Source organism: Sorangium sp. So ce1504, assembly GCF_051521635.1.
Taxonomy (GTDB): Bacteria; Myxococcota_A; Polyangia; order Polyangiales; family Polyangiaceae; genus Sorangium; species Sorangium cellulosum_B.
Window position 1 is genome coordinate 10,881,285 of sequence record NZ_CP150365.1, and the last position, 17,645, is coordinate 10,898,929.

General features: G+C 69.2%; 20 protein-coding genes. 16 read left to right on the forward strand and 4 right to left on the reverse strand.

Annotated features, from left to right (window positions below; genetic code table 11):
• Positions 1-132: 132 nt before the first annotated feature.
• Both WMF39_RS40960 and WMF39_RS40965 read right to left on the reverse strand, forming a co-directional pair.
• A complete protein-coding gene (locus WMF39_RS40960; protein WP_437741870.1) occupies positions 133-714 on the reverse strand; it encodes a hypothetical protein in 582 nt (193 codons plus the stop codon).
• Positions 715-894: 180 nt separating this feature from the next.
• Positions 895-1,377 carry a hypothetical protein gene (locus tag WMF39_RS40965; RefSeq protein WP_437741871.1) on the reverse strand — a complete coding sequence of 161 codons (483 nt, stop codon included), beginning with the start codon at positions 1,375-1,377 and terminating at the stop codon, positions 895-897.
• 373 nt (positions 1,378-1,750) lie between these two features.
• Between WMF39_RS40965 and WMF39_RS40970 the strand changes: the two genes are divergently transcribed.
• Both WMF39_RS40970 and WMF39_RS40975 read left to right on the forward strand, forming a co-directional pair.
• On the forward strand, positions 1,751-2,506 hold the full coding sequence (locus tag WMF39_RS40970) for a transposase (protein ID WP_437741872.1): 756 nt from the start codon (positions 1,751-1,753) through the stop codon (positions 2,504-2,506).
• A gap of 6 nt (positions 2,507-2,512) precedes the next feature.
• Positions 2,513-3,049 (forward strand): hypothetical protein, encoded by a 537-nt coding sequence (locus WMF39_RS40975; RefSeq protein WP_437741873.1) that lies wholly within the window; start codon positions 2,513-2,515, stop codon positions 3,047-3,049.
• 732 nt (positions 3,050-3,781) lie between these two features.
• On the opposite strand, the gene WMF39_RS40980 is transcribed toward WMF39_RS40975, so the two are convergent.
• Positions 3,782-3,928 carry a hypothetical protein gene (locus WMF39_RS40980; protein ID WP_437741874.1) on the reverse strand — a complete coding sequence of 49 codons (147 nt, stop codon included), beginning with the start codon at positions 3,926-3,928 and terminating at the stop codon, positions 3,782-3,784.
• 515 nt (positions 3,929-4,443) lie between these two features.
• Here WMF39_RS40980 and istA point away from each other — a divergent pair.
• The 6 genes from istA to WMF39_RS41010 all read left to right on the forward strand — a co-directional run bounded on the left by istA (position 4,444) and on the right by WMF39_RS41010 (position 10,543).
• On the forward strand, positions 4,444-5,931 hold the full coding sequence (istA, locus tag WMF39_RS40985; RefSeq protein ID WP_437741875.1) for an IS21 family transposase: 1,488 nt from the start codon (positions 4,444-4,446) through the stop codon (positions 5,929-5,931).
• A complete protein-coding gene (locus tag WMF39_RS40990; protein ID WP_437589685.1) occupies positions 5,928-6,689 on the forward strand; it encodes an ATP-binding protein in 762 nt (253 codons plus the stop codon). The genes istA and WMF39_RS40990 overlap by 4 nt, the downstream gene beginning before the upstream one ends.
• A gap of 292 nt (positions 6,690-6,981) precedes the next feature.
• On the forward strand, positions 6,982-7,809 hold the full coding sequence (locus WMF39_RS40995; RefSeq protein WP_437741876.1) for a TauD/TfdA dioxygenase family protein: 828 nt from the start codon (positions 6,982-6,984) through the stop codon (positions 7,807-7,809).
• 450 nt (positions 7,810-8,259) lie between these two features.
• Positions 8,260-8,511, forward strand: a complete 252-nt coding sequence (locus tag WMF39_RS41000) for an addiction module protein (protein ID WP_437741877.1) — start codon at positions 8,260-8,262, stop codon at positions 8,509-8,511.
• On the forward strand, positions 8,489-8,800 hold the full coding sequence (locus tag WMF39_RS41005) for a type II toxin-antitoxin system RelE/ParE family toxin (RefSeq protein ID WP_437741878.1): 312 nt from the start codon (positions 8,489-8,491) through the stop codon (positions 8,798-8,800). Before WMF39_RS41000 ends, WMF39_RS41005 begins: the two co-directional genes overlap by 23 nt.
• Positions 8,801-9,436: 636 nt before the next feature.
• Entirely contained in the window at positions 9,437-10,543 is a 1,107-nt protein-coding gene (locus tag WMF39_RS41010) for a hypothetical protein (protein WP_437741879.1), read from the forward strand.
• Between the two features lie 173 nt (positions 10,544-10,716).
• Here the strand turns inward: WMF39_RS41010 and WMF39_RS41015 are convergent, their stop codons facing one another.
• Entirely contained in the window at positions 10,717-11,679 is a 963-nt protein-coding gene (locus WMF39_RS41015) for a LysR family transcriptional regulator (RefSeq protein ID WP_437741880.1), read from the reverse strand.
• Between the two features lie 113 nt (positions 11,680-11,792).
• Between WMF39_RS41015 and WMF39_RS41020 the strand changes: the two genes are divergently transcribed.
• The 8 genes from WMF39_RS41020 to WMF39_RS41055 all read left to right on the forward strand — a co-directional run bounded on the left by WMF39_RS41020 (position 11,793) and on the right by WMF39_RS41055 (position 17,593).
• Positions 11,793-12,290, forward strand: coding sequence for a DUF4260 domain-containing protein (locus WMF39_RS41020; protein WP_437741881.1), 498 nt, complete (start codon positions 11,793-11,795; stop codon positions 12,288-12,290).
• A 202-nt stretch (positions 12,291-12,492) separates the two neighbouring features.
• Positions 12,493-13,335 carry a hypothetical protein gene (locus WMF39_RS41025; protein WP_437741882.1) on the forward strand — a complete coding sequence of 281 codons (843 nt, stop codon included), beginning with the start codon at positions 12,493-12,495 and terminating at the stop codon, positions 13,333-13,335.
• Between the two features lie 396 nt (positions 13,336-13,731).
• On the forward strand, positions 13,732-13,971 hold the full coding sequence (locus WMF39_RS41030) for a hypothetical protein (RefSeq protein ID WP_437741883.1): 240 nt from the start codon (positions 13,732-13,734) through the stop codon (positions 13,969-13,971).
• Positions 13,968-14,363, forward strand: coding sequence for a type II toxin-antitoxin system VapC family toxin (locus WMF39_RS41035; RefSeq protein WP_437741884.1), 396 nt, complete (start codon positions 13,968-13,970; stop codon positions 14,361-14,363). The genes WMF39_RS41030 and WMF39_RS41035 overlap by 4 nt, the downstream gene beginning before the upstream one ends.
• A 258-nt stretch (positions 14,364-14,621) precedes the next feature.
• Entirely contained in the window at positions 14,622-14,873 is a 252-nt protein-coding gene (locus WMF39_RS41040; RefSeq protein ID WP_437741885.1) for an addiction module protein, read from the forward strand.
• 542 nt (positions 14,874-15,415) lie between these two features.
• Entirely contained in the window at positions 15,416-16,279 is an 864-nt protein-coding gene (locus tag WMF39_RS41045) for an alpha/beta fold hydrolase (protein WP_437741886.1), read from the forward strand.
• A gap of 367 nt (positions 16,280-16,646) precedes the next feature.
• Positions 16,647-17,066 carry a hypothetical protein gene (locus tag WMF39_RS41050; RefSeq protein WP_437741887.1) on the forward strand — a complete coding sequence of 140 codons (420 nt, stop codon included), beginning with the start codon at positions 16,647-16,649 and terminating at the stop codon, positions 17,064-17,066.
• 284 nt (positions 17,067-17,350) lie between these two features.
• Complete coding sequence (locus WMF39_RS41055) at positions 17,351-17,593, forward strand: hypothetical protein (protein WP_437741888.1); 243 nt, start codon at positions 17,351-17,353, stop codon at positions 17,591-17,593.
• Positions 17,594-17,645 lie beyond the last annotated feature (52 nt).

A 17,645-nucleotide genomic window follows, 5' to 3' on the forward strand; every position in this document is an offset into this window, starting at 1 on the left:
CGGGCGCGCGCGCGTCCGGTGCTCGTGGCTCATGAGGTCTCCTGCGCGGTCGGCGAACGGACCTACCGGGCGGGGAAACCCTATCTCACCGCGGAATCCACGCCGAATGACATCTTCTGCGTGGCGCCGTGGTCATGCGATGTCCCTCAAAAAACGTGATCCATCGAGGACCGAGCCCGTCGTGAGCGGCGCGAGCAGGTGGAGCATCGTGCCCATCTGCTCGTCGGCCGTGCCGGTGAGCCGCTCGATGATTGACCTTGGGATCCCGCCGACATCGACGCCAACGAGCCGGACGCGGATCGCGAGCAGTACCTCCTTCGCGAGGAAGGGGCCGCGCCACCAGGCGAGCCATCGACGCGTCGTCCTTCGCGGGACGCCGGTCGGCTGCGCGCCGGCGGTGCCGAGCGCCTGCGCGACAAGGCTCGCCACGATCACAACGACGCCGAGGTACACACGCCGGCCGAGGAATCGAAGCGACGGGGGCGTAGCGCGCCTCCGGCACCCCTCGCGGCCGCAGCAGAGGCTGAAGCGTACGAGGAACGCCTCGCCCTCGGGCGCGATGAGCGCGCCCCGCGGCTTGCGGGCGAAGTTGCCCACGTGCAGCGGGCCCCCGCACGCCGGGCACCGGCTCGCCGCCACCCGTCGAGCGATCGCCCGGTCCAGGGCCTCCAACGTCGCGAAGAACTCGCCCTTGAGCGTGAATTGATCGAACATGGGCTCCTCCGTTTCTGGCAACTCGGAGGCGAGCCCCCTCGGAGGACTTCGACCAAGTTTTCTGAGGGGGCTTCGTTTTTCGCCCCTCAAAGAACGCGCTCAGGATGGCGCCCGGGGACCTCCATCTTGCCGGCGCTGCTCAAGCCTATGTCCCTGGCCTGCTCGGCGTCAGGATGGGCTCTACCGAACGGATACGGATGTGGTCCGCAGAACGCGTACGGCCGAGCGGTCCTCCAGCACGCCGCCCGGTGCGCCCCTGCCACCTCGTCCGCCTCGCTGGGGCTCGCCGCCGTCGCCGCCCTGGCCGCCGTCGACCGTCTCGATCTCGCTGTCGCGCACGGTCACCTTGGCGTGCAGCGCAACGATGCCGATGCTCGGGTAGCCGTTCTCGCCCCCCTTGCCGCCTCGTCCACCGCAGCCGCCGGCCCCGCCCGGTCCTCCCCCGGCGCCCCCCTTGGCCGCCGCGCCGCACACGCCGAGCTCGCCCCTGCGGCCGCCGCCTCCGCCGCCGCCCTGGCCCGGCGTGCCCCAGCCGCCGTCGCCGGCCCAGTCCGCTTCCCAGCCGGCCTCGCTGATGCGCCCGATGCCCTGGCCGGGTGCGCCGACAGTGCCTCCCGCGCCGTAGATCCCGTAGTCGCCGTCCGTGCAGCCCACGTCGGCCACGTCCCCGCCGTCCGTAGTTGCTGGGGTTCGGCGTCGGGGTCGGCGACTGCTGGCGGTCGCCAGGCCTGCCCTCGACGACCTGCCCAGCAGATGCCGCCTTCGCGCTGCAGCCTGCGGGCGGGTCTAGACGCCGAAGGCTCCCACCTGTACGTCGCGTTCGGGAGGGGCGTATGGATCAGTAGATCCTGGGGCGATGCTGGAACGATCGCGCTTGCTGCCGCGCCGCCGATGCCGGTGCCGTCCGGCTGCTTCACGCGTGCGGGCCAGGAGGGGTCCGGGGACGCCGAGGTGACCAGCGACATCGGCGAGGAGACGACGTCTGGCCGTGATGCTTCGGGTGACGCTTGCATTCCGTTCTGAACTGGAGGAGGCCATGTCGAAGAAGCTCTTGTCGCACATCGCAGCGCTGTCATTCGTTGGCGCTCTCGGCGTGCTGGTGGTCCCCGCATGCACGATCCGCTTCGGACCAGGGAGCGGTGATGGGATCGACGATACACAGGCCGATCCTGGTGGCGGTGAGGAGGTCGCCGGCGACCAGGATGACAACGACGGAGACTCCGAAGTCCCGGCCGTGGGGGATGACGAGGCGATCGCCGCGCTGGAGGAGGCGCTGGCGATCGCCGATCCCTACGAGCTCGCCCTCACGGAGCTCAAGACGGAGTATACCAGCTACGCGCTCGCCTCGACGATCGAGTCTCAGGGCCAGGATCCAGCCACTCTGGACCCGGCGTTGATACAGCAAACCATCGATGCTTACGCGCCTATTGTTTGGGAGCAAGCGCGACAGTGGATCGAAGATCTCGATCCGGCTGTGATTGAGCTGGCCAAGATCAGCATCAAAGAGGAGTGTGTCGACAAATGGGACTTTGGTTGCAGGCGCAAACAATACTGTGACTTCAACGATGGCAAAACGTATGCAACATGCCTGGTCACGGGATGCGACAAGGGAAGATGCTCTGTGTGCCCCGATTTTATCGACTTGTCAAAATACATCAACAAGGGTTGGTGCAGCTATACCTGTGTTCGCGACAAACAAATCATAGGAATCAAGATGATCTGGCATGTTCAGATCTTTGGCAAGTTCGAGAAATGCATGCTGCTCGAGAATCCAGTGCCCCTCGAGGAATAAGAGCTCATGGCACGCGATGATGACGCCATTGACACCGACATGCTCCTCCGCATGGCGTTCGAGCAGGCGGCGAGGCGCAGGCCCGATGGGAGCTCTGTGCTCTCCGACTTCGAGGATTCCGTGGCGGCCATGCTGTGGGTGCACGCCCTCGCCGTTCCGCGGCTCTTCCTGGGGATGAGCCGCATGCCTTCGCGCGAGCACCTGCTCCGCATGGTGGACTGGTACCTCGCGTACGTCCGTCGCGGTGACCGGCATGTGCCGCCAGAGTTCAGCGCGGTGCCCTACGAAGAGCGCGAGCCTCTGGCGATGCGGCTCCGTGTGCTCGTCGAAGCGTGGTCGCCTCCCGGACTGCCCGCGGAGATCACGGAGGTCGCGCGCGCCATCCTCCACGCGGAAGGGAAAAGGGCGCCGCCAGGCGGGTGGGACAACACACCGGAGCCGGACATGCCAGCGGAGGAGCTCCTCTACTGGCCGGAAGGCGTGCCTGCGCTGCTGAAATCCAAGAGGCAAGGCCCTGGAGACCGCGAGCGCGGGGATTCCTGACCCGCTGGGCAAGAATCCTTTGGCGAGCCCGGCCCATCGAGGAAACGGAGCGTCTCCACGGCGACGCCGTCCTCGCCCGAGATCATCTTGCCCTGGTCGTCCCAGCTGATGCCGCCCTTGCCCGGCGGCCCCAGCGTGAAGCGGCCCCAGCGTGAAGATGACGCCTTCGACCGTGAGCCGGTCCTCGTCGAGGTAGGCGATGCCGATTACCTCCGGGTCCCCAGCCCCGGGGGCAGGCGTAGGCTCGGCGAGCCCACGGGAGCTCAGAGCGCCCGCAGTCCGCGGCACGCGCGGGGGAACCGCTGCCAGCTGCTGCCGCCGCCGATCATGCAGGGCAAATCGAGGCGGGCGGCTGCTGCCCCGCCGGGTTGCTATCGACCCGGATCGTCGCTCCTCCCGGGTCGCTCCCTCCGGGTCGGCCCCCCCCCGGGACTGCTTCGTGCGCAACACTGCACCCGCAAGGCTGCTGCCCGCGGAACAGGCGCGGCGGCACATCACGCTTCCGCCACCTCGCCGTGCATCGTTGAGAGCAACCCCTTGCCCCACGCACCCTCGGCGCGACGGACCGCGCGACCGCGTCGCCACGGCGGGGTGGGGCCATGCCCCGAGCTGTGCGGCCCTACAAGAATTTCTCGAGTCACCGGACTGGAACGGCGCATGCTCAGGGCGTGTCGATGATCATCGCGTCCCGCGTCCGATCGGTGAAGACCGCGGCCCCATGATCGCCAGCGTTCACCGTTCACCGCCGGCCCCCACGCCGATCTGGGCCACGCTCGCCTCCGCGGCGTAGACGTTACGCCCGCCGAAAAGTCGAAGGCCCGAGGGCTGCCACCCTCGGGCCTTCTGGAGCTCCGCGTTGCCGGAGTCCCTCACCTTCATCACAAGCCGGGCTCCAGGTCCAGAAAGCGGCGGCATGGAGCCCGTTGTCTTCGTCCGCCTACCGCCTCGCCCACTGCGCCCGCTGCCGCGTCCAGCTTCGCCTCTGCCGTCGCTGCGATCGCGGCCAGCGCCTCTGCCCCGACTGCCGCCCGCTCCGGCGTCGTGAGTCGCTCCGCCGCGCCGGCGCCGCCTACCAGACCCGGCTTCGCGCTCGCCGCCTCCATGCCGCTCGCCAGGCCCGGTATCGCGACCGGCAGCGGGACAAGTTCTCCGGGCAGAAAGTGACGCATCACGGGGTGACACAAGCCGCGGCCGCGTCGATGTCCCAGCTCGCGCCGGAGATCACCCCCGGCCGAAAGGACAACGATGACGATTGGATCCGAGATGTCGGCCGCTGCTCGCTCTGCGGAGCGCGGCTTCCGCCCTGGGCCATGCGCGAGCGGCGCGCTCGGTCAGCTGTTCACCGACGCGCTCCCCGCGTCCCACGAAGCCCTCCGCGGTGACGGGAGGCGGCGGTGATCGCGAAAGAGAAGGAGGCCGAGGTTCTGCGCCTCTACCACGGCGAGAAGTGGCCCGTGGGCACCATTGCCGCCCAGCTCGGGCTGCATCACACCACCGTGCAGCGCGTGCTCGGGCAAGCAGGCGTCGACCCGAAGGTCGTCGCGCCGCGCCCGTCGATGGTCGACCCGTTCGTGCCCTTCATCATCGAGCAGCTCGGCAAGTATCCCTCGCTGCGCTCGAGTCGCCTCTTCGGCATGCTCAAGGAGCGCGGCTATCCGGGCGGTCCCGATCATCTGCGCCGGGTGATCGGCCGTCTCCGCCCCAAGAAGCCGGCAGAGGCATTCCAGCGGCTGCGCACGCTGCCCGGCGAGCAAGCGCAGGTCGACTGGGCGCACTTCGGCAAGCTGGCTGTCGGCCGGGCGCTGCGCCCGCTCTGGGCCTTCGTCATGGTACTCAGCTACTCGCGGCGGATCTTCCTGCGCTTCTTCCCGAGCGCGGCGATGCCCTTCTTCGTGCGCGGGCACGTCGAGGCGTTCGCCGACATCGACGGTGTCCCGCGCGTGCTGCTCTACGACAACCTCAAGAGCGCTGTCGTGGAGCGTCACGGCGACGCGATCCGGTTCCACCCCATGCTCCTGGCTCTGTCGGCGCATTACCGCTTCGAGCCGCGCCCTGTCGCCGTCGCCCGCGGCAACGAGAAGGGCCGCGTCGAGCGCGCCATCCGCTATGTCCGCGAGGCGTTCTTCGAGGCCCGGACCTACGCCGACCTCGACGACCTCAACCGACAAGCGACCGAGTGGACCAGCTCCGCAGCGCTCGATCGCTCCTGGGTCGAGGACCGCGCCCGCACCGTGCGCCAGGCCTTCGACGACGAGCGCAGTGTGCTGCTCGGGCCCCCCGACACGCCGTTTCCAGCCCACGAGCGCGTCGAGGTCGAGGTCGGAAAGACCCCCTACGCGCGCTTCGATCTCAACGACTACTCGGTTCCCCACGACCGGACGAGCCGCACGCTCGTCGTCCTCGCCGACCTCGAGCAGGTGCGCATCGCCGACGGCAACGAGATCGTCGCGACCCATGTCCGCTCGTGGGACCGCGGCCAGCAGATCGAGCAGCCCGTGCACATCCAGCGCTTGGTCGATGAGAAGCGCCGCGCCCGCGAGCATCGCGGCCTCGATCGCCTCGCCCGCGCCGCCCGCAGCAGCCAGGCATTCCTGCGCATCCTCGCCGAGCGCGGAGACAACGTCGGCAGCGCCATCGCCCGGCTTCTATACCTGCTCGACGCCGTCGGCGCCGCCGAGCTCGAAGAGGCGCTCGTCGAGGTGCTCGAGCGCGACACCATCCACGTTGGCGCCGTGCGCCAGGTGATCGACCGCCGCCGCTCCGAGCGCCACCTGCCGCCTCCCGTCTCGATCCCCGTCACGCGCGGCCAGCACGCCGCCCTCGTCGTCACGCCGCATTCGCTCGCCACCTACGACGCCCTGAAGAAGGACCCGACGCCATGACCGATCTAACGCCCACCGAGACGAAGGCCCGCCTGAAGGGCCTCGGCCTGTTTGGCCTGCTCGCGTGCTGGGAGGAGCTCGCCGACAAGCCCTGGCTTCGCGAGGTGCTCGCCATCGAGGAGCGCGAGCGCCACAAGCGCAGCCTCGAACGCCGCCTCAAAAACTCCCGCGTAGCCGCCTTCAAGCCCATGGCCGACTTCGACTGGTCCTGGCCCAAGAAGATCGACCGCGAGGCCGTCGACGACCTCTTCGCTCCCGGCTTCATCACCACCGGCCACAACGCCGTGCTCGTCGGCCCCAACGGCGTCGGCAAGACCATGATCCTGAAGAACGTCGCCCACCAGGCCGTCGTCCGCGGTCACACGGTCCGCTTCTCGACCGCGAGCGACATGCTTGCCGACCTCGCCGCGCAGGAGTCCTCGGCCGCGCTCGCGCGCCGGCTGCACCGCTACACGGTTCCCGCCCTTCTTTGCATCGATGAAGTCGGCTATCTCTCCTACGATGGCCGCTACGCCGACCTGCTGTTCGAGGTCGTCACTCGTCGCTACGACGCGCAGAAGCCGATCCTGCTCAGCACGAACAAGGCATTCTCCGACTGGGGCCAGGTCTTCCCGCACGCCGCCTGCGTCGTCACGCTCGTCGACCGGCTCGTGCACCGCGCCGAGGTGATCGAGATCGAGGCCGAGAGCTACCGGCTCAAGGAAGCCAAGGAGCTGAGCGCCTCCCGCATCAAGCAGCGCCGCGCCAAGAAGCACTGAGCCGCCTCTTCACCGGTGAACTTCACAGGCGTCGGATGCGGGTTTCACCGGCACCGGGCGCGGATTTCACCGGTGAACTTCACCGAATCCCCGCGGATTGCCGCGATCATCAACAGGGCGAGCCGCGAGCTGGCGTCCAGGCTCGTTCAAGACTGCGAGAAGAGTGCCATGTCCGCCCTCATTGCCGAACAACAGACCTACCCTCTGCAGCTGGATGTACGACCGCTGACGCCCGTGATCGGGGCGGAGATCCACGGCGTCGACCTGCGCAAGCCGCTGGCCCCCTGCCACGGTGCAGGCAATCGAGCAAACCCTGCTCCAGTGGAAGGTGATCTTCTTCCGCGAGCAGGACATCTCCAACGAACAGCTGCTCACCTTCGGCCGCACCTTCGGCCCGCTGACGCCGGCCCACCCGATCGCGCTGGGGCTCCCTGAGCACCCGGAGATCTGGGAACGAAAGGCCGCCGAGTACAAGCAGAACCACCGGTCGGACCTCTCCATCCCCACCGCCAAGCCGCCGCGCGATTACAAGGGCTGGCACATCGACATCACCTTCGTCGCCAACCCGAACAGGTACTCCATCCTGCGCGGCGTGGAGATCCCGCCGTACGGCGGCGACACGCTCTGGAGCAACCTCGAGTGCGCCTACGACGGCCTGTCGCCCACGATCAAGGCGCTCGTCGACGGGCTCCAGGCCGTCCACCGCACGAGCAGCTACGATAGCGGAGAGCCCAGGCCGGGCCGCAAGGCCGTCGGCCCGTTCGCCGCGCTTCACCCGCTCGTGCGCGTGCACCCGCGGACCGGCCGCAAATCGCTGTTCGTCAACCCGGGGACGACGAGCCACATCGTGGGCCTGCGAGAGCGCGAGAGCCAGGCGCTGCTCGAACTGCTCGCCGACGAGGTGACGCGGCCCGAGTACGCGGTGCGCTTCCGCTGGACGCCCAACGCGATCGCCGTATGGGACAACCAGGCCACCGCCCACGCCGGCCCCATCGACTACGCCCACTTCGACCTGCCGCGCGCCGTCCGCCGCATCACCGTCGCAGGCGAGCTGCCCCAGGGGCCCGACGGGTTCCGCTCGCGGCCGCTCGAAGGCGAGCTGTTCGGCGTGCTCGGTTGACGCCGCGCCCCCACGCCGTCTCCGCGCCGGCGCCTCGTCCGCCTCGCTGGGGCTCGCCGCCGTCGCCGCCCTGGCCGCCGTCAGACGTCTCGATCTCGCTGTCGCGCACGGTCACCTTGGCGCGCAGCGCGACGATGCCGATGCTCGGGTAGCCGTTCTCGCCCCCTTGCCGCCTCGGCCACCGCAGCCGCCGGCCCCGCCCGAGCCTCCCCCGGCGCCCCCCTTGGACGCCGCGCCGCACACGCCGAGCCCGCCCCTGCGGTCGCCTCCGCCGCTGCCCTGGCCCAGCGTGTCCCAGCCGCCGTCGCCGGCCCAGTCCGCTTCCCAGCCGGCCTCCCTGATGCCTGTTCTGGCCCGCGAGCAGACCAGCCTGGCGCGGGCGCGGCGGGCCATCGAGCTGAAGGCCGCATCGCCGTGCGTGGCGGACCCGAGCCATGCTACAATTCCCCTATGTCCACCGAGGAACTTCTCGCGCAGGTGCTGCTGTTGCCCCGCCACGAGCGGGCCCGGCTGGCAGAAGAAGTGCTCTCCAGCCTTGAGGAGCCCGATGCCGAGGAGGTCGCAGCAGCGTGGACGGGTGAGCTGACGCGCCGAGCGCGCGAGGTCGCCGAGGGTAAGGTCCAGACGGTCGACTGGGGCACGGCGCGGGCGGAGATCCTGAAGGAGCTCGAGGACCGGCGTGCGGGTCGAGCTTCATCCTGAAGCGCGCGCTGAGCTTCGTGCGGCGGCCATCTGGTACGACGAGAGGCGCCCCGGGCTGGGCGACGAGTTCATCGCCGAGGTCTCGTCGATGCTCGATAACATCGGAGTGGCCCCGACATCTCTTCAGATCTGGCCAGGGACTTCTCCTGCACCACGGAGCATTCGCAGAGCGATCGTCGACCGTTTTCCGTATGTCATTGCGTTCGAGGTGCACCCCGAGCACACGCTCGTGCTCGCCATCGCGCATGCAAAGCGACGTCCGCTGTACTGGCTCACTCGTGCCTTGTGAATGGCCCGCGCAATACGGCAATGCACCCGACGCGGCTTCGCGCTGCGGGTGATTGTCAAGGCGCTGTGCGGGCGCGGGCGAGCTCCCATCCAGCTATTCAGGAAACCGGAGCGTCTCCACAGCGACGCCGTCCTCGCCCGAGATCATCTTGCCCTGGTCGTCCCAGCTGATGCCGCCCTTGCCCGTCGGCCCTTAAGCTCGTCCCGCATGACCGTTTCGGTTCCGCGGGGTCTCGTCGCCGACGTCCGTGGAAGCTGCTGTCCTGCGGCGCCGATGCTCCTCGATGTGCTCGAGCAGGGGAACGGCGGGGGCGCGAGCTTCCATCTCGGTGGAGAGAGGCTTGCGGGAGGGGGAGCGATGGCGGAGTAACCCACGCGCAAACCGTCAGGCGGATGGCCCATCCGGCAGCGCCACCACGCGCCCCGCGTGGGAAGATTCGACGTGCAATCGCGAAACCGCTAGCGTGGAGCTCGGCTGAACAGGACGGCGGAGGGGTGGCCGATGCGATCTGGGGATGATATCGAGCGAGACGACCGTGGTCGCGACGACGTCGGCCCGGCTCCGCGAGGAGATGGCGCTCCTCGGCATCGGCGCGTTGGCGCGCGCGCCTCGGTGCTCATCCTCGGCACTTTCACGTTGGGCGCCTGCGGGTCCGAGGTCTTCATCCTGGATCCCGGCGGCGGCTCCACGTCGAGCGCCCAGGCCGGCTCGGGCGGCGCGGCGACCTCCGCTGGCGCGGGCGGCGGGGCGACCTCCGCTGGCGCGGGCGGCGGATCGACGTCGGCTGGCGCGGGCGGCGGATCGACCTCCACGGACGCGAGCAGCGGAAGCAGCGGGGCGGGAGGCGCGGTCAGCGCCGGCGGCGGCGGCGGTCCGGGCAACATCAGCGACGTGTTCGATCCTGCGGATGTCTACCTGCTGGGGACGGTCCAGCCGGGCTCCAGCGGTCGCGACGCCATGGCCCACTGGAGCGACCCGAACACGGCCGCCGTCGGGTTCATCGGCGCCTACGATGAGTTCAGCGCACGCCTCCAGGACGGCGGCAAGCTGCTCTACGTGCTCGCAGGATCGGTTCGCGAGTACGTGTGCGACGCATGTCCCTACGTGGGCACGTACCTCAACGGCTCGGACGCGAACGACCTCGTCCTGCCGACGGCGCCATGCGTCCCCAACGATTGGATCGTGGACATCAAGGTGGGGCCCGGGGGATCGTGGGTGCACAGCTGCTCCGGCGACGGGAACAAGCACTGGTACGACGCGAACGGCGTCATGGTGTACGGCGACGAGCAGGACATGCTCGTCCACCTCGGCTACTCGAACCTCGCGCTCACTCAGAACCGTGTCGTCGATCTCGCCAACGCGAGCTCGGTGCCGATCGTCGGCCTGCCGAACGCTCCGCTGCTCGCCGTGCGCGCGCTCGCGCCGGACTCGTTCCGCGTCGCGCTCGCCACGGACCAGGGTAGCGGGGCAGTCGAGCTTTGGCAGATCGACGCGACCGGGACGGCGACGCTCATCGGCTCGTATCCACCGGTGCCCGCGGGGTACACGGTGCAGCCCGTCTTTCCCCACCGGCATCACGCGCTGGAGGCGACGGGCGCGCTGCTGCAGTTCGGAGAGGGGCCGATGGTGTTTCAGGACGTGATCGTCCGACGCGAGATCGGAGGCTCGAGTGTGATGGTATACGACGAGGCGAATGGTCCGCTCGTACAGATCCACATCTCGGGTCTCGTGACGGGGCCGTGACGATCCGCCGAGCGCCCCAGCGTTATTGGCCGCGGCGCCTCGCCGCCTGCATGCGATAACCCGCCGCCAGGCCCTGCGACGCGACGGATCGCGACGTTCGGCGGGCGGGCGCAGTGTCAACGTGGGCCAGGTGGGAGACCCCACCTCGGTCGTCAGGAAGGGGGCCTCGCCGCTCAGCCCGAGCTGGGCCTTCCCCGCGTGCCCGGCGGCCGGGCCTTCCTCGCCACCGGCCGTGTTTCGCGTGCCTGGGTCGCGTAGGCACCAAGCTGCGCGACGAGGTGCTCGAAGACGAGGCGGACGCGGCGCACGGCGCGCAGATCCTCGTGCATGACGACCCAGGCATCCAGGTGGAAGGCGAGCGCGGGCAGCACGCGCACGAGCGGCACCGGCCGCCGGCTGAGCGGGAGCTGGCACACCCCGATGCCGAGGCCGGCGCGCACCGCGGCGAGCTTCGCGATGTCGCTGTCGCTGCGAAACGCATAATCGCGCGGCGTGGTGACGAGCCCGGCGGCGGCGAGCGCGTCGATGATGGCGCGGGAGCCGTCGGCGCCGATGAGGGCGTGGCCCGGCACGAGCCCCGCGAGCGACGTCGGGGCAGCGTGCGCGGCGAGGTACGCCTTGGTGGCGAAGAGGCCGAGCTCGACGCGCCCGGCGCAGCGCCTCACCAGGCCGGCCTGCGTCGGCTCCGCCATGCGCACGGCGACATCGGCGTCGCGGCGCAGGAGATCCTCGGTGCGATTCGTGGCGACGAGCTCGATATGAAGGCGCGGATGAGCAACGAGGAGCGCGGCGAGCATCGGGGGAAGCACCTCGACGCCAACGACCTCGCTGCACGTGACGCGCACGGTGCCGCGGTCGGCATCGGTGGGGCTCGACACGGCGCGCACGAGGGCGCGCGCGCTCGCGGCGATGGACTCGGCGTAGGGCAGCGTGGCAAGCGCGAGCTCGGTCGGCACCAGGCCGTTCGGCGCGCGGGTGAACAGCACGACGCCGAGCTGCGACTCGAGCTGCTCGATCTGGCGGCGCACGGTGGGCTGCGCGACGTCGAGGGCACGCGCGGCGCCGGAGAGGCTGCCGGTGCGCATGACGGCAAGGAAGGCACCGTAGAGGTCCCACGAGGGCTCGGCTGGGCTCATCAAAAGATGATGAGCGGATGGACGCATTTGTACAATGTTCATGAGCACCCGCAGCGACCATGCTCTCCCCGTCGCCGGCACCCGCGCCGGTACGCACGACGAGGACAACGACCATGACCACCGCCGCGATGCTCCCTGCGCTCGACCTTGCTCCCTCTACCCGCCGCCCCGTGCCGCAGCCCACCTGCGAGGTCTCGGCGGGCGGGGCCACGGGCATGCCGCGCGCGCTCCTGCGCCTCGAGGGCGCGCTCGTGCTCGGAGCAGCGCTGCTCGCCTACGCGCACCTGGGCGGGAGCTGGGGATGGTTCGCGGCGCTGTTCCTCCTGCCCGACCTGTCGCTGCTCGGCTACCTCGCGGGTCCGCGGGTGGGCGCCGTGGCCTACAACGCGGGGCACAGCCATCTGGCTCCGGCGCTGCTCGCGGTCGCGTCGGTCGCGCTTGGCTCGCCGGCGCTGCTGCTCGGCGCGGCGATCTGGGTCGGGCACATCGGCTTCGATCGGATGCTGGGCTATGGGCTCAAGTACGGGACGGCGTTCGGCGACACGCACCTCGGCCGCGTGGGCTCGAAGCGCTCTTTCAAGCAACGATGGTTTCAACGGTCGCCGGCCTGAAGACGGCTGCTGGAGTAATAGAGTGGACGGCAGCCGGAAAATCGGCGCATCGCCACCGCGACGCCGTCCTCGCCCGAGATCATCTTGCCCTGGTCGTCCCAGCGGATGCCGCCCTTGCCCGGCGGCCCCAGCGTGAAGGTGACGCCCTCGACCAGATCGCGCGCATGAACGCACGCGTACAGATCTCGGGTATACCTCCCCCATGAGCAACCTGTCCGCGATCGGCTTCGCTGCTTCCTCCGAGGACGACTTGCGGCGTACGGTCGGCGCCGCGCTCGAGCGCGCCGCTCCGCCGCCGGACCTCGGCGCGTCCGCGGCGCACTACCTCTGGTTCCGCGACGCGAGCGGCGCCGCGCTCGCTGCCCGGCTTGACGACCAAAAGGCGATCGATTGCATCACCCCCTTCTTCGCCGCGCCCGACGGCGGCACGCGCTGGCGAGTGCACACGAGCGCGCCGCACCTCGATCGCGAGTGCCTGCATTGTAGCGGCGCGGACTGCGACGTGCTCGACCCTTCGTCCGGCGTGATGTGCACGCGGACCGCGATGCAATTCCTGTTCTTCGAGCCCTATCAGGCCTGGCTCGCGGACGAGCGGACGTTCGAGGTCGTGATCGTCGGCTTCGCCTCGTCCCTTTCACTCTGCACCACGCCCGACGACCTCGAGCGCGCGCAGGCGGCGCTCTTCGGCGATGCCGAGCCCGGCGTCCCGCGCGAGCCCGGCAAGCCCATGCGCCTCGCGGACCAGGCATTCCTGCCGCACGGAATGTTCGGCGCCGAGGGCCAGCTCGGCGCGCGCGCCCGCGCCCTGCTCACGGGGAACGTCGAGTCGGTCACCCTTGCACGCAACGAGATCACCGGGAGCAGGTTCGTACATACGCGCGTCCGTACCCTCGGCGGTCCCATCGACATCGTCGCGCCGGCCGACGCCGTGGAGGTCCCGGAGCGCGCGACGCTCGTGGTCGCCGACTGCTGGCTGGTCGGGCGACCCGTCGAGGCGCCGCCCTCGAAGACCGGTTTCTTCCGCCGCATCCTCGGCAGGGCCTGAGGACGGCGGGCGGAGATGAATGCATGATTACTCGACGGGACATCGAAGGCACTCTGGTGCGCTGGTTCGCCGTCGATGCGGACTCCCAGCTTGGTGTCTTCACGGGACCGTACGCGGCGTGGCCTCGGTGGTTGAGCCTGTGCCCATCCTGGCGGATTTCTCGCGGCACAGTGCCGCGCAACTCGCCGGCAGAACCGCAGTCGTTGGGCGGGTAAAGACCGGGGTACGGTCTTTCAGGCACAGGTTCCGGCACATCGCACCGGGTCGGGCCGGCGCCTGCCGGACGTGTCCGTCGGGGCCGCGCGCACCGGGCGGCTCGCCTCGGGCATCGCGCGTGACGCCGGGGAGCTCTGACGCTAGACTGAGTCCGCCGGTAACGGAGCAGGAGGAAGCAGCGTGCAAGCCGCCAAGATCCCCATCGTCATCCCCGCAGACCGGCGGGTAGAGCTGCAGGTGCCCGCAGACCTTCCAGAAGGTCCAGCGGAGGTGATCGTCCTCATCACCGCCCCGCAGAAGGCTGCGCCACGCGACAAGCGGGCAGCGCTTGGCATGGATCGGGGTACGGTCCAGATCGCCGATGACTTCGACGCGCCGCTGCCGGAGGACCTACAGCGAGCGTTCGATGGCGAGACATGAGGTTGCTGCTCGACACACACTGCTGGCTCTGGCTCGTCGCCGACCCCGAAAGGATCAGGCGCGACGTCGTGGAGATGCTCGTCGCAGAAGGTACTGACGTCTACATCTCGGCAGCGACAGCATGGGAAGTCGTCATCAAGCACGCGCTCGGAAAGCTCTCCCTTCCCATCCCGCCTGCCGAATACATTCCTTCTCGCATGGCCGCCCTCGGTCACCTTCCTCTGCCCATCGAGCAACGGCACACCCTCCAGGTCGCCGGACTTCCCCTGCATCACAAGGATCCATTGGATCGGATCCTGGTCGCGCAGGCCCAGGTCGAGGACATCCAGCTCGTCACCGCCGATCGGCTCATGGCGCCCTACGATGTCCGTGTGATCTGGGCAGATGCATGAGCGTGCAGCGCGACGATGCCGATGCTCGGGTAGCCGTTCTCGCCCCCTTGCCGCCTCGTCCGCCCAGCCGCCCGCCCCTCCCGATCCTCCCCCGGCGCCCCCCCTGGACGCCGCGACGCACACGCCGAGCCCGCCCCTGCGGCCGCCGCCGCCGCCCTGGCCCGGCGTGCCCCAGCCGCCGTCGCCGGCCCAGTCCGCTTCCCAGCTGGAGGCCGCATCGCCGTGGGTGGCGGACCCGAGCCACGCTACAGTTCCCCTATGTCCACCGAGGAGCTTCTCGCGCAGGTGCTGCTGTTGCCCCGCCACGAGCGGGCCCGGCTGGCAGAAGAAGTGCTCTCCAGCCTTGAGGAGCCCGACGCCGAGGAGGTCGCAACAGCGTGGACGAGTGAGCTGACGCGCCGAGCGCGCGAGGTCGCGGAGGGTAAGGTCCAGACGGTCGACTGGGGCACGGCGCGGGCGGAGATCCTAATGGAGCTCGAGGACCGGCGTGCGGGTCGAGCTTCATCCTGAAGCGCGCGCGCTGAGCTTCGTACGGCGGCCATTTGGTACGACGAGAGGCGCTCCGGGCTGGGCGACAGTTCATCGCCGAGGTCTCGTCGATGCTCGATGAGATTGGAGAGGCCCCGACATCTTTTCAGATCTGGCCAGGGACTTCTCCTGCACCACAGAGTATTCGCAGAGCGATCGTCGACCGGTTTCCGTACGTCATTGCGTTCGAGATGCAACCCGAGCACACGCTCGTGCTCGCCATCGCGCATGCAAAGTATCCCTGCTGAAATGACGACCGGGGCCGGGCTCGGCGAACAAGCGGCTGGAGCCGACGAAGCCTGCGGCGCGGACGATTGAAGCCTTGCGACAGGTCGGACGGGCGTGGCACGATGGGACGTCGGCCTCGGCGGGCTTCGCGGCTCACCCGCAGGCCGTTGGACAGCGCAGGGCAGGCGAAATAGGCCCCTTGAAGGGGGGAGACAGTGGCCGGCGCGCGAAGGGTGTGTCACCTTCTGCCGGGAGGCCCCGTCAGACGATTGAAGGCATCGAAGGAACCAGGTGCGATGACAAAGCCGGAGCTGGTGAGGTTCGAGATTGAAGGTGCCGAAATGGCGGTCCGCCTGGCGGGCGATCGGGAGAAGCCGGCTATTCTCCTGATCCACGGTTTTCCAAGCTCCTCGGAATCGTTCCGGAACGTGATCGACACCCTCGCGCGGGACTGCTTCGTGATCACCCCGGACCTTCCGGGGTTCGGCGGCTCCGAGCCGGTCGAGCGCCCCTCATTCTCGCGTTTCGCGGACATGATCGACGGACTGCTCGCGCGGCTCGGAGCCGGGTCCTTCCACCTCTACCTCCACGATTATGGAACGGCGGTAGGACTTCATCTCGCCACGCGCGCGCCGCGCAGGATACGCAGCCTCATCGTCCAGAATGCCAATGCCCATGAGAGCGGGATGGGGCCGCAATGGTCGGCGACCAGGGCCTACTGGGACGATCCTACGCCGGAGCGGGAAGCCGAGGCGACCGCGCACCTGACCTTCGAGGGGACGCGCGACCAATATCTGGGCGGCGTGCCCCGGGACATCGCCGAGCGCATCGATCCCAGGCTGTGGGAGGAGGACTGGCGGATCATGTCGCTCCCCGGCCGGCTCGAGACGCAGCGTGCGCTGGTGCTCGACTATCGCAGCCATGTCGCGCGGTTCGGGGAGATCGCCGATTATCTCGATCGCTGGCAACCCCCGGCGCTGATGCTGTGGGGGCGGCACGATATCTTCTTCGATCTCGAGGAGACCCTCTCCTGGATGAAGGCGCTCCCGCGCATGGAGGCGCACATCCTCGACGGCCCGCATTTCCTGCTGGAGACCCATCCGGCCGAATGCGCCGCGTTGATGAGCGCCTTCGTCAGGCACGTGGAGGGGCTGCGTTAGGACGCGCGCACCGTGAGCTCGTCCCTGGTTCGTGCGACTGGAGCGTCTCCTCGCGACGATCGGAGCGCGCATCTTCGAGGAGGAGCCCTTCCAGCTAGGTCTCTTGGGGGAAGAAGCGTCTGGTGCGAGCAGTGCGTCCGATCTGACGGTTGAGGAGTGTGAGCGGGGCGGGCTCTTGGTCCCGCTGCAGTTCTGGGAGCCACCGGAATCCAGGCGGGTTCCGGAGCTGATTGCGCCCGGTCTGGCGTTCGTACCGTTCGTCGGCTCGCGCATCACGTACGGCGGCTAACGAGCGCTTACAGCGGACGAGATTGCGCTCGCCGCTGGAGCGCCGGTATCTTCGGCGAGCGGAGGCGGTAGGGGCGCGATGCGATCGGTCGTTGTTTTCCTGCGGGACACGATGGAGTCTGCGGTCACGGCGTACCTCGACGCCGCCTACCCGGAGCAGCGGGACCCGTGGGTCGTGTTCGTGGCCGGTGACGCGTGCCTGTACATCAACCTGTACCGGCACGGCCCTCTTGAGCACGAGCCGGAGGACTGGGCCGACATCGTCCAGAGGTTCGGGGGCGAGCCGGCGGCATGCGTGATCGCCGAGGTGTCCGGGCGGCACCCCGGCGACGCGCAGGTGGCCGGGTTCGTGGCCGGGCTGCTGTCCCGGTTCAATGGGGCGGCGATGGACGACTACACGCCGCACCTGTGGTCGCTGAACGAGCTGCGGGGCGGTCACCGGGTTCGGGGGCACCCTTTCTTCGACTACAACGGCTGGTTCGCGGAGAAGAGCCGGTAGGCCCGAGCGAGGCTCTGCACCTCGCCTTGCGGGTTTGTAGGCTTTCCAGATTCGTAGCTCCCCCCGCCCGCCGGGCAGGTGAGCTTGTGCGTCAGGCTCACAGCGCGAACCCCTGCAGGAACCCCCTGGCAATCGGTCAACGGCGAACATGATCGTCCGCTCCGCCGCAGATCTTCGGAGCTGGCTCTCTGACAAGGGTTGGCTACGGCGGGCCACCGGCGGAGCCCGATAGCGTACCCGCCGACTGTACAGGATGGTTCATCCAGACAGTCGAGCGGGTACCCATGACGACGGGCGGACTGTTCGTGTCCTCGTACCGCGACGCGCGGCCCGGTGGCATCACGCTGAAGCTGAACGACCCCGGCGTTCGCGTGCTCTGGGTCATCGCGGGCGTGATCGTGAGCGAAATTCCAGGTGTCGAGGTCAGCTGCGGCGACGTCACCTTGACTGGGGCGGCGTGGCGGGAGCATCTTGCGTCGACGTACCCCGCTCTGGAGGAGCTTTGCCGGTCGGCAAGAGGCGCCTGACCGGCGCTTCCAGCCGACGGCGCTGAAGCGCCCCCGCTGAAGCGCAACACAT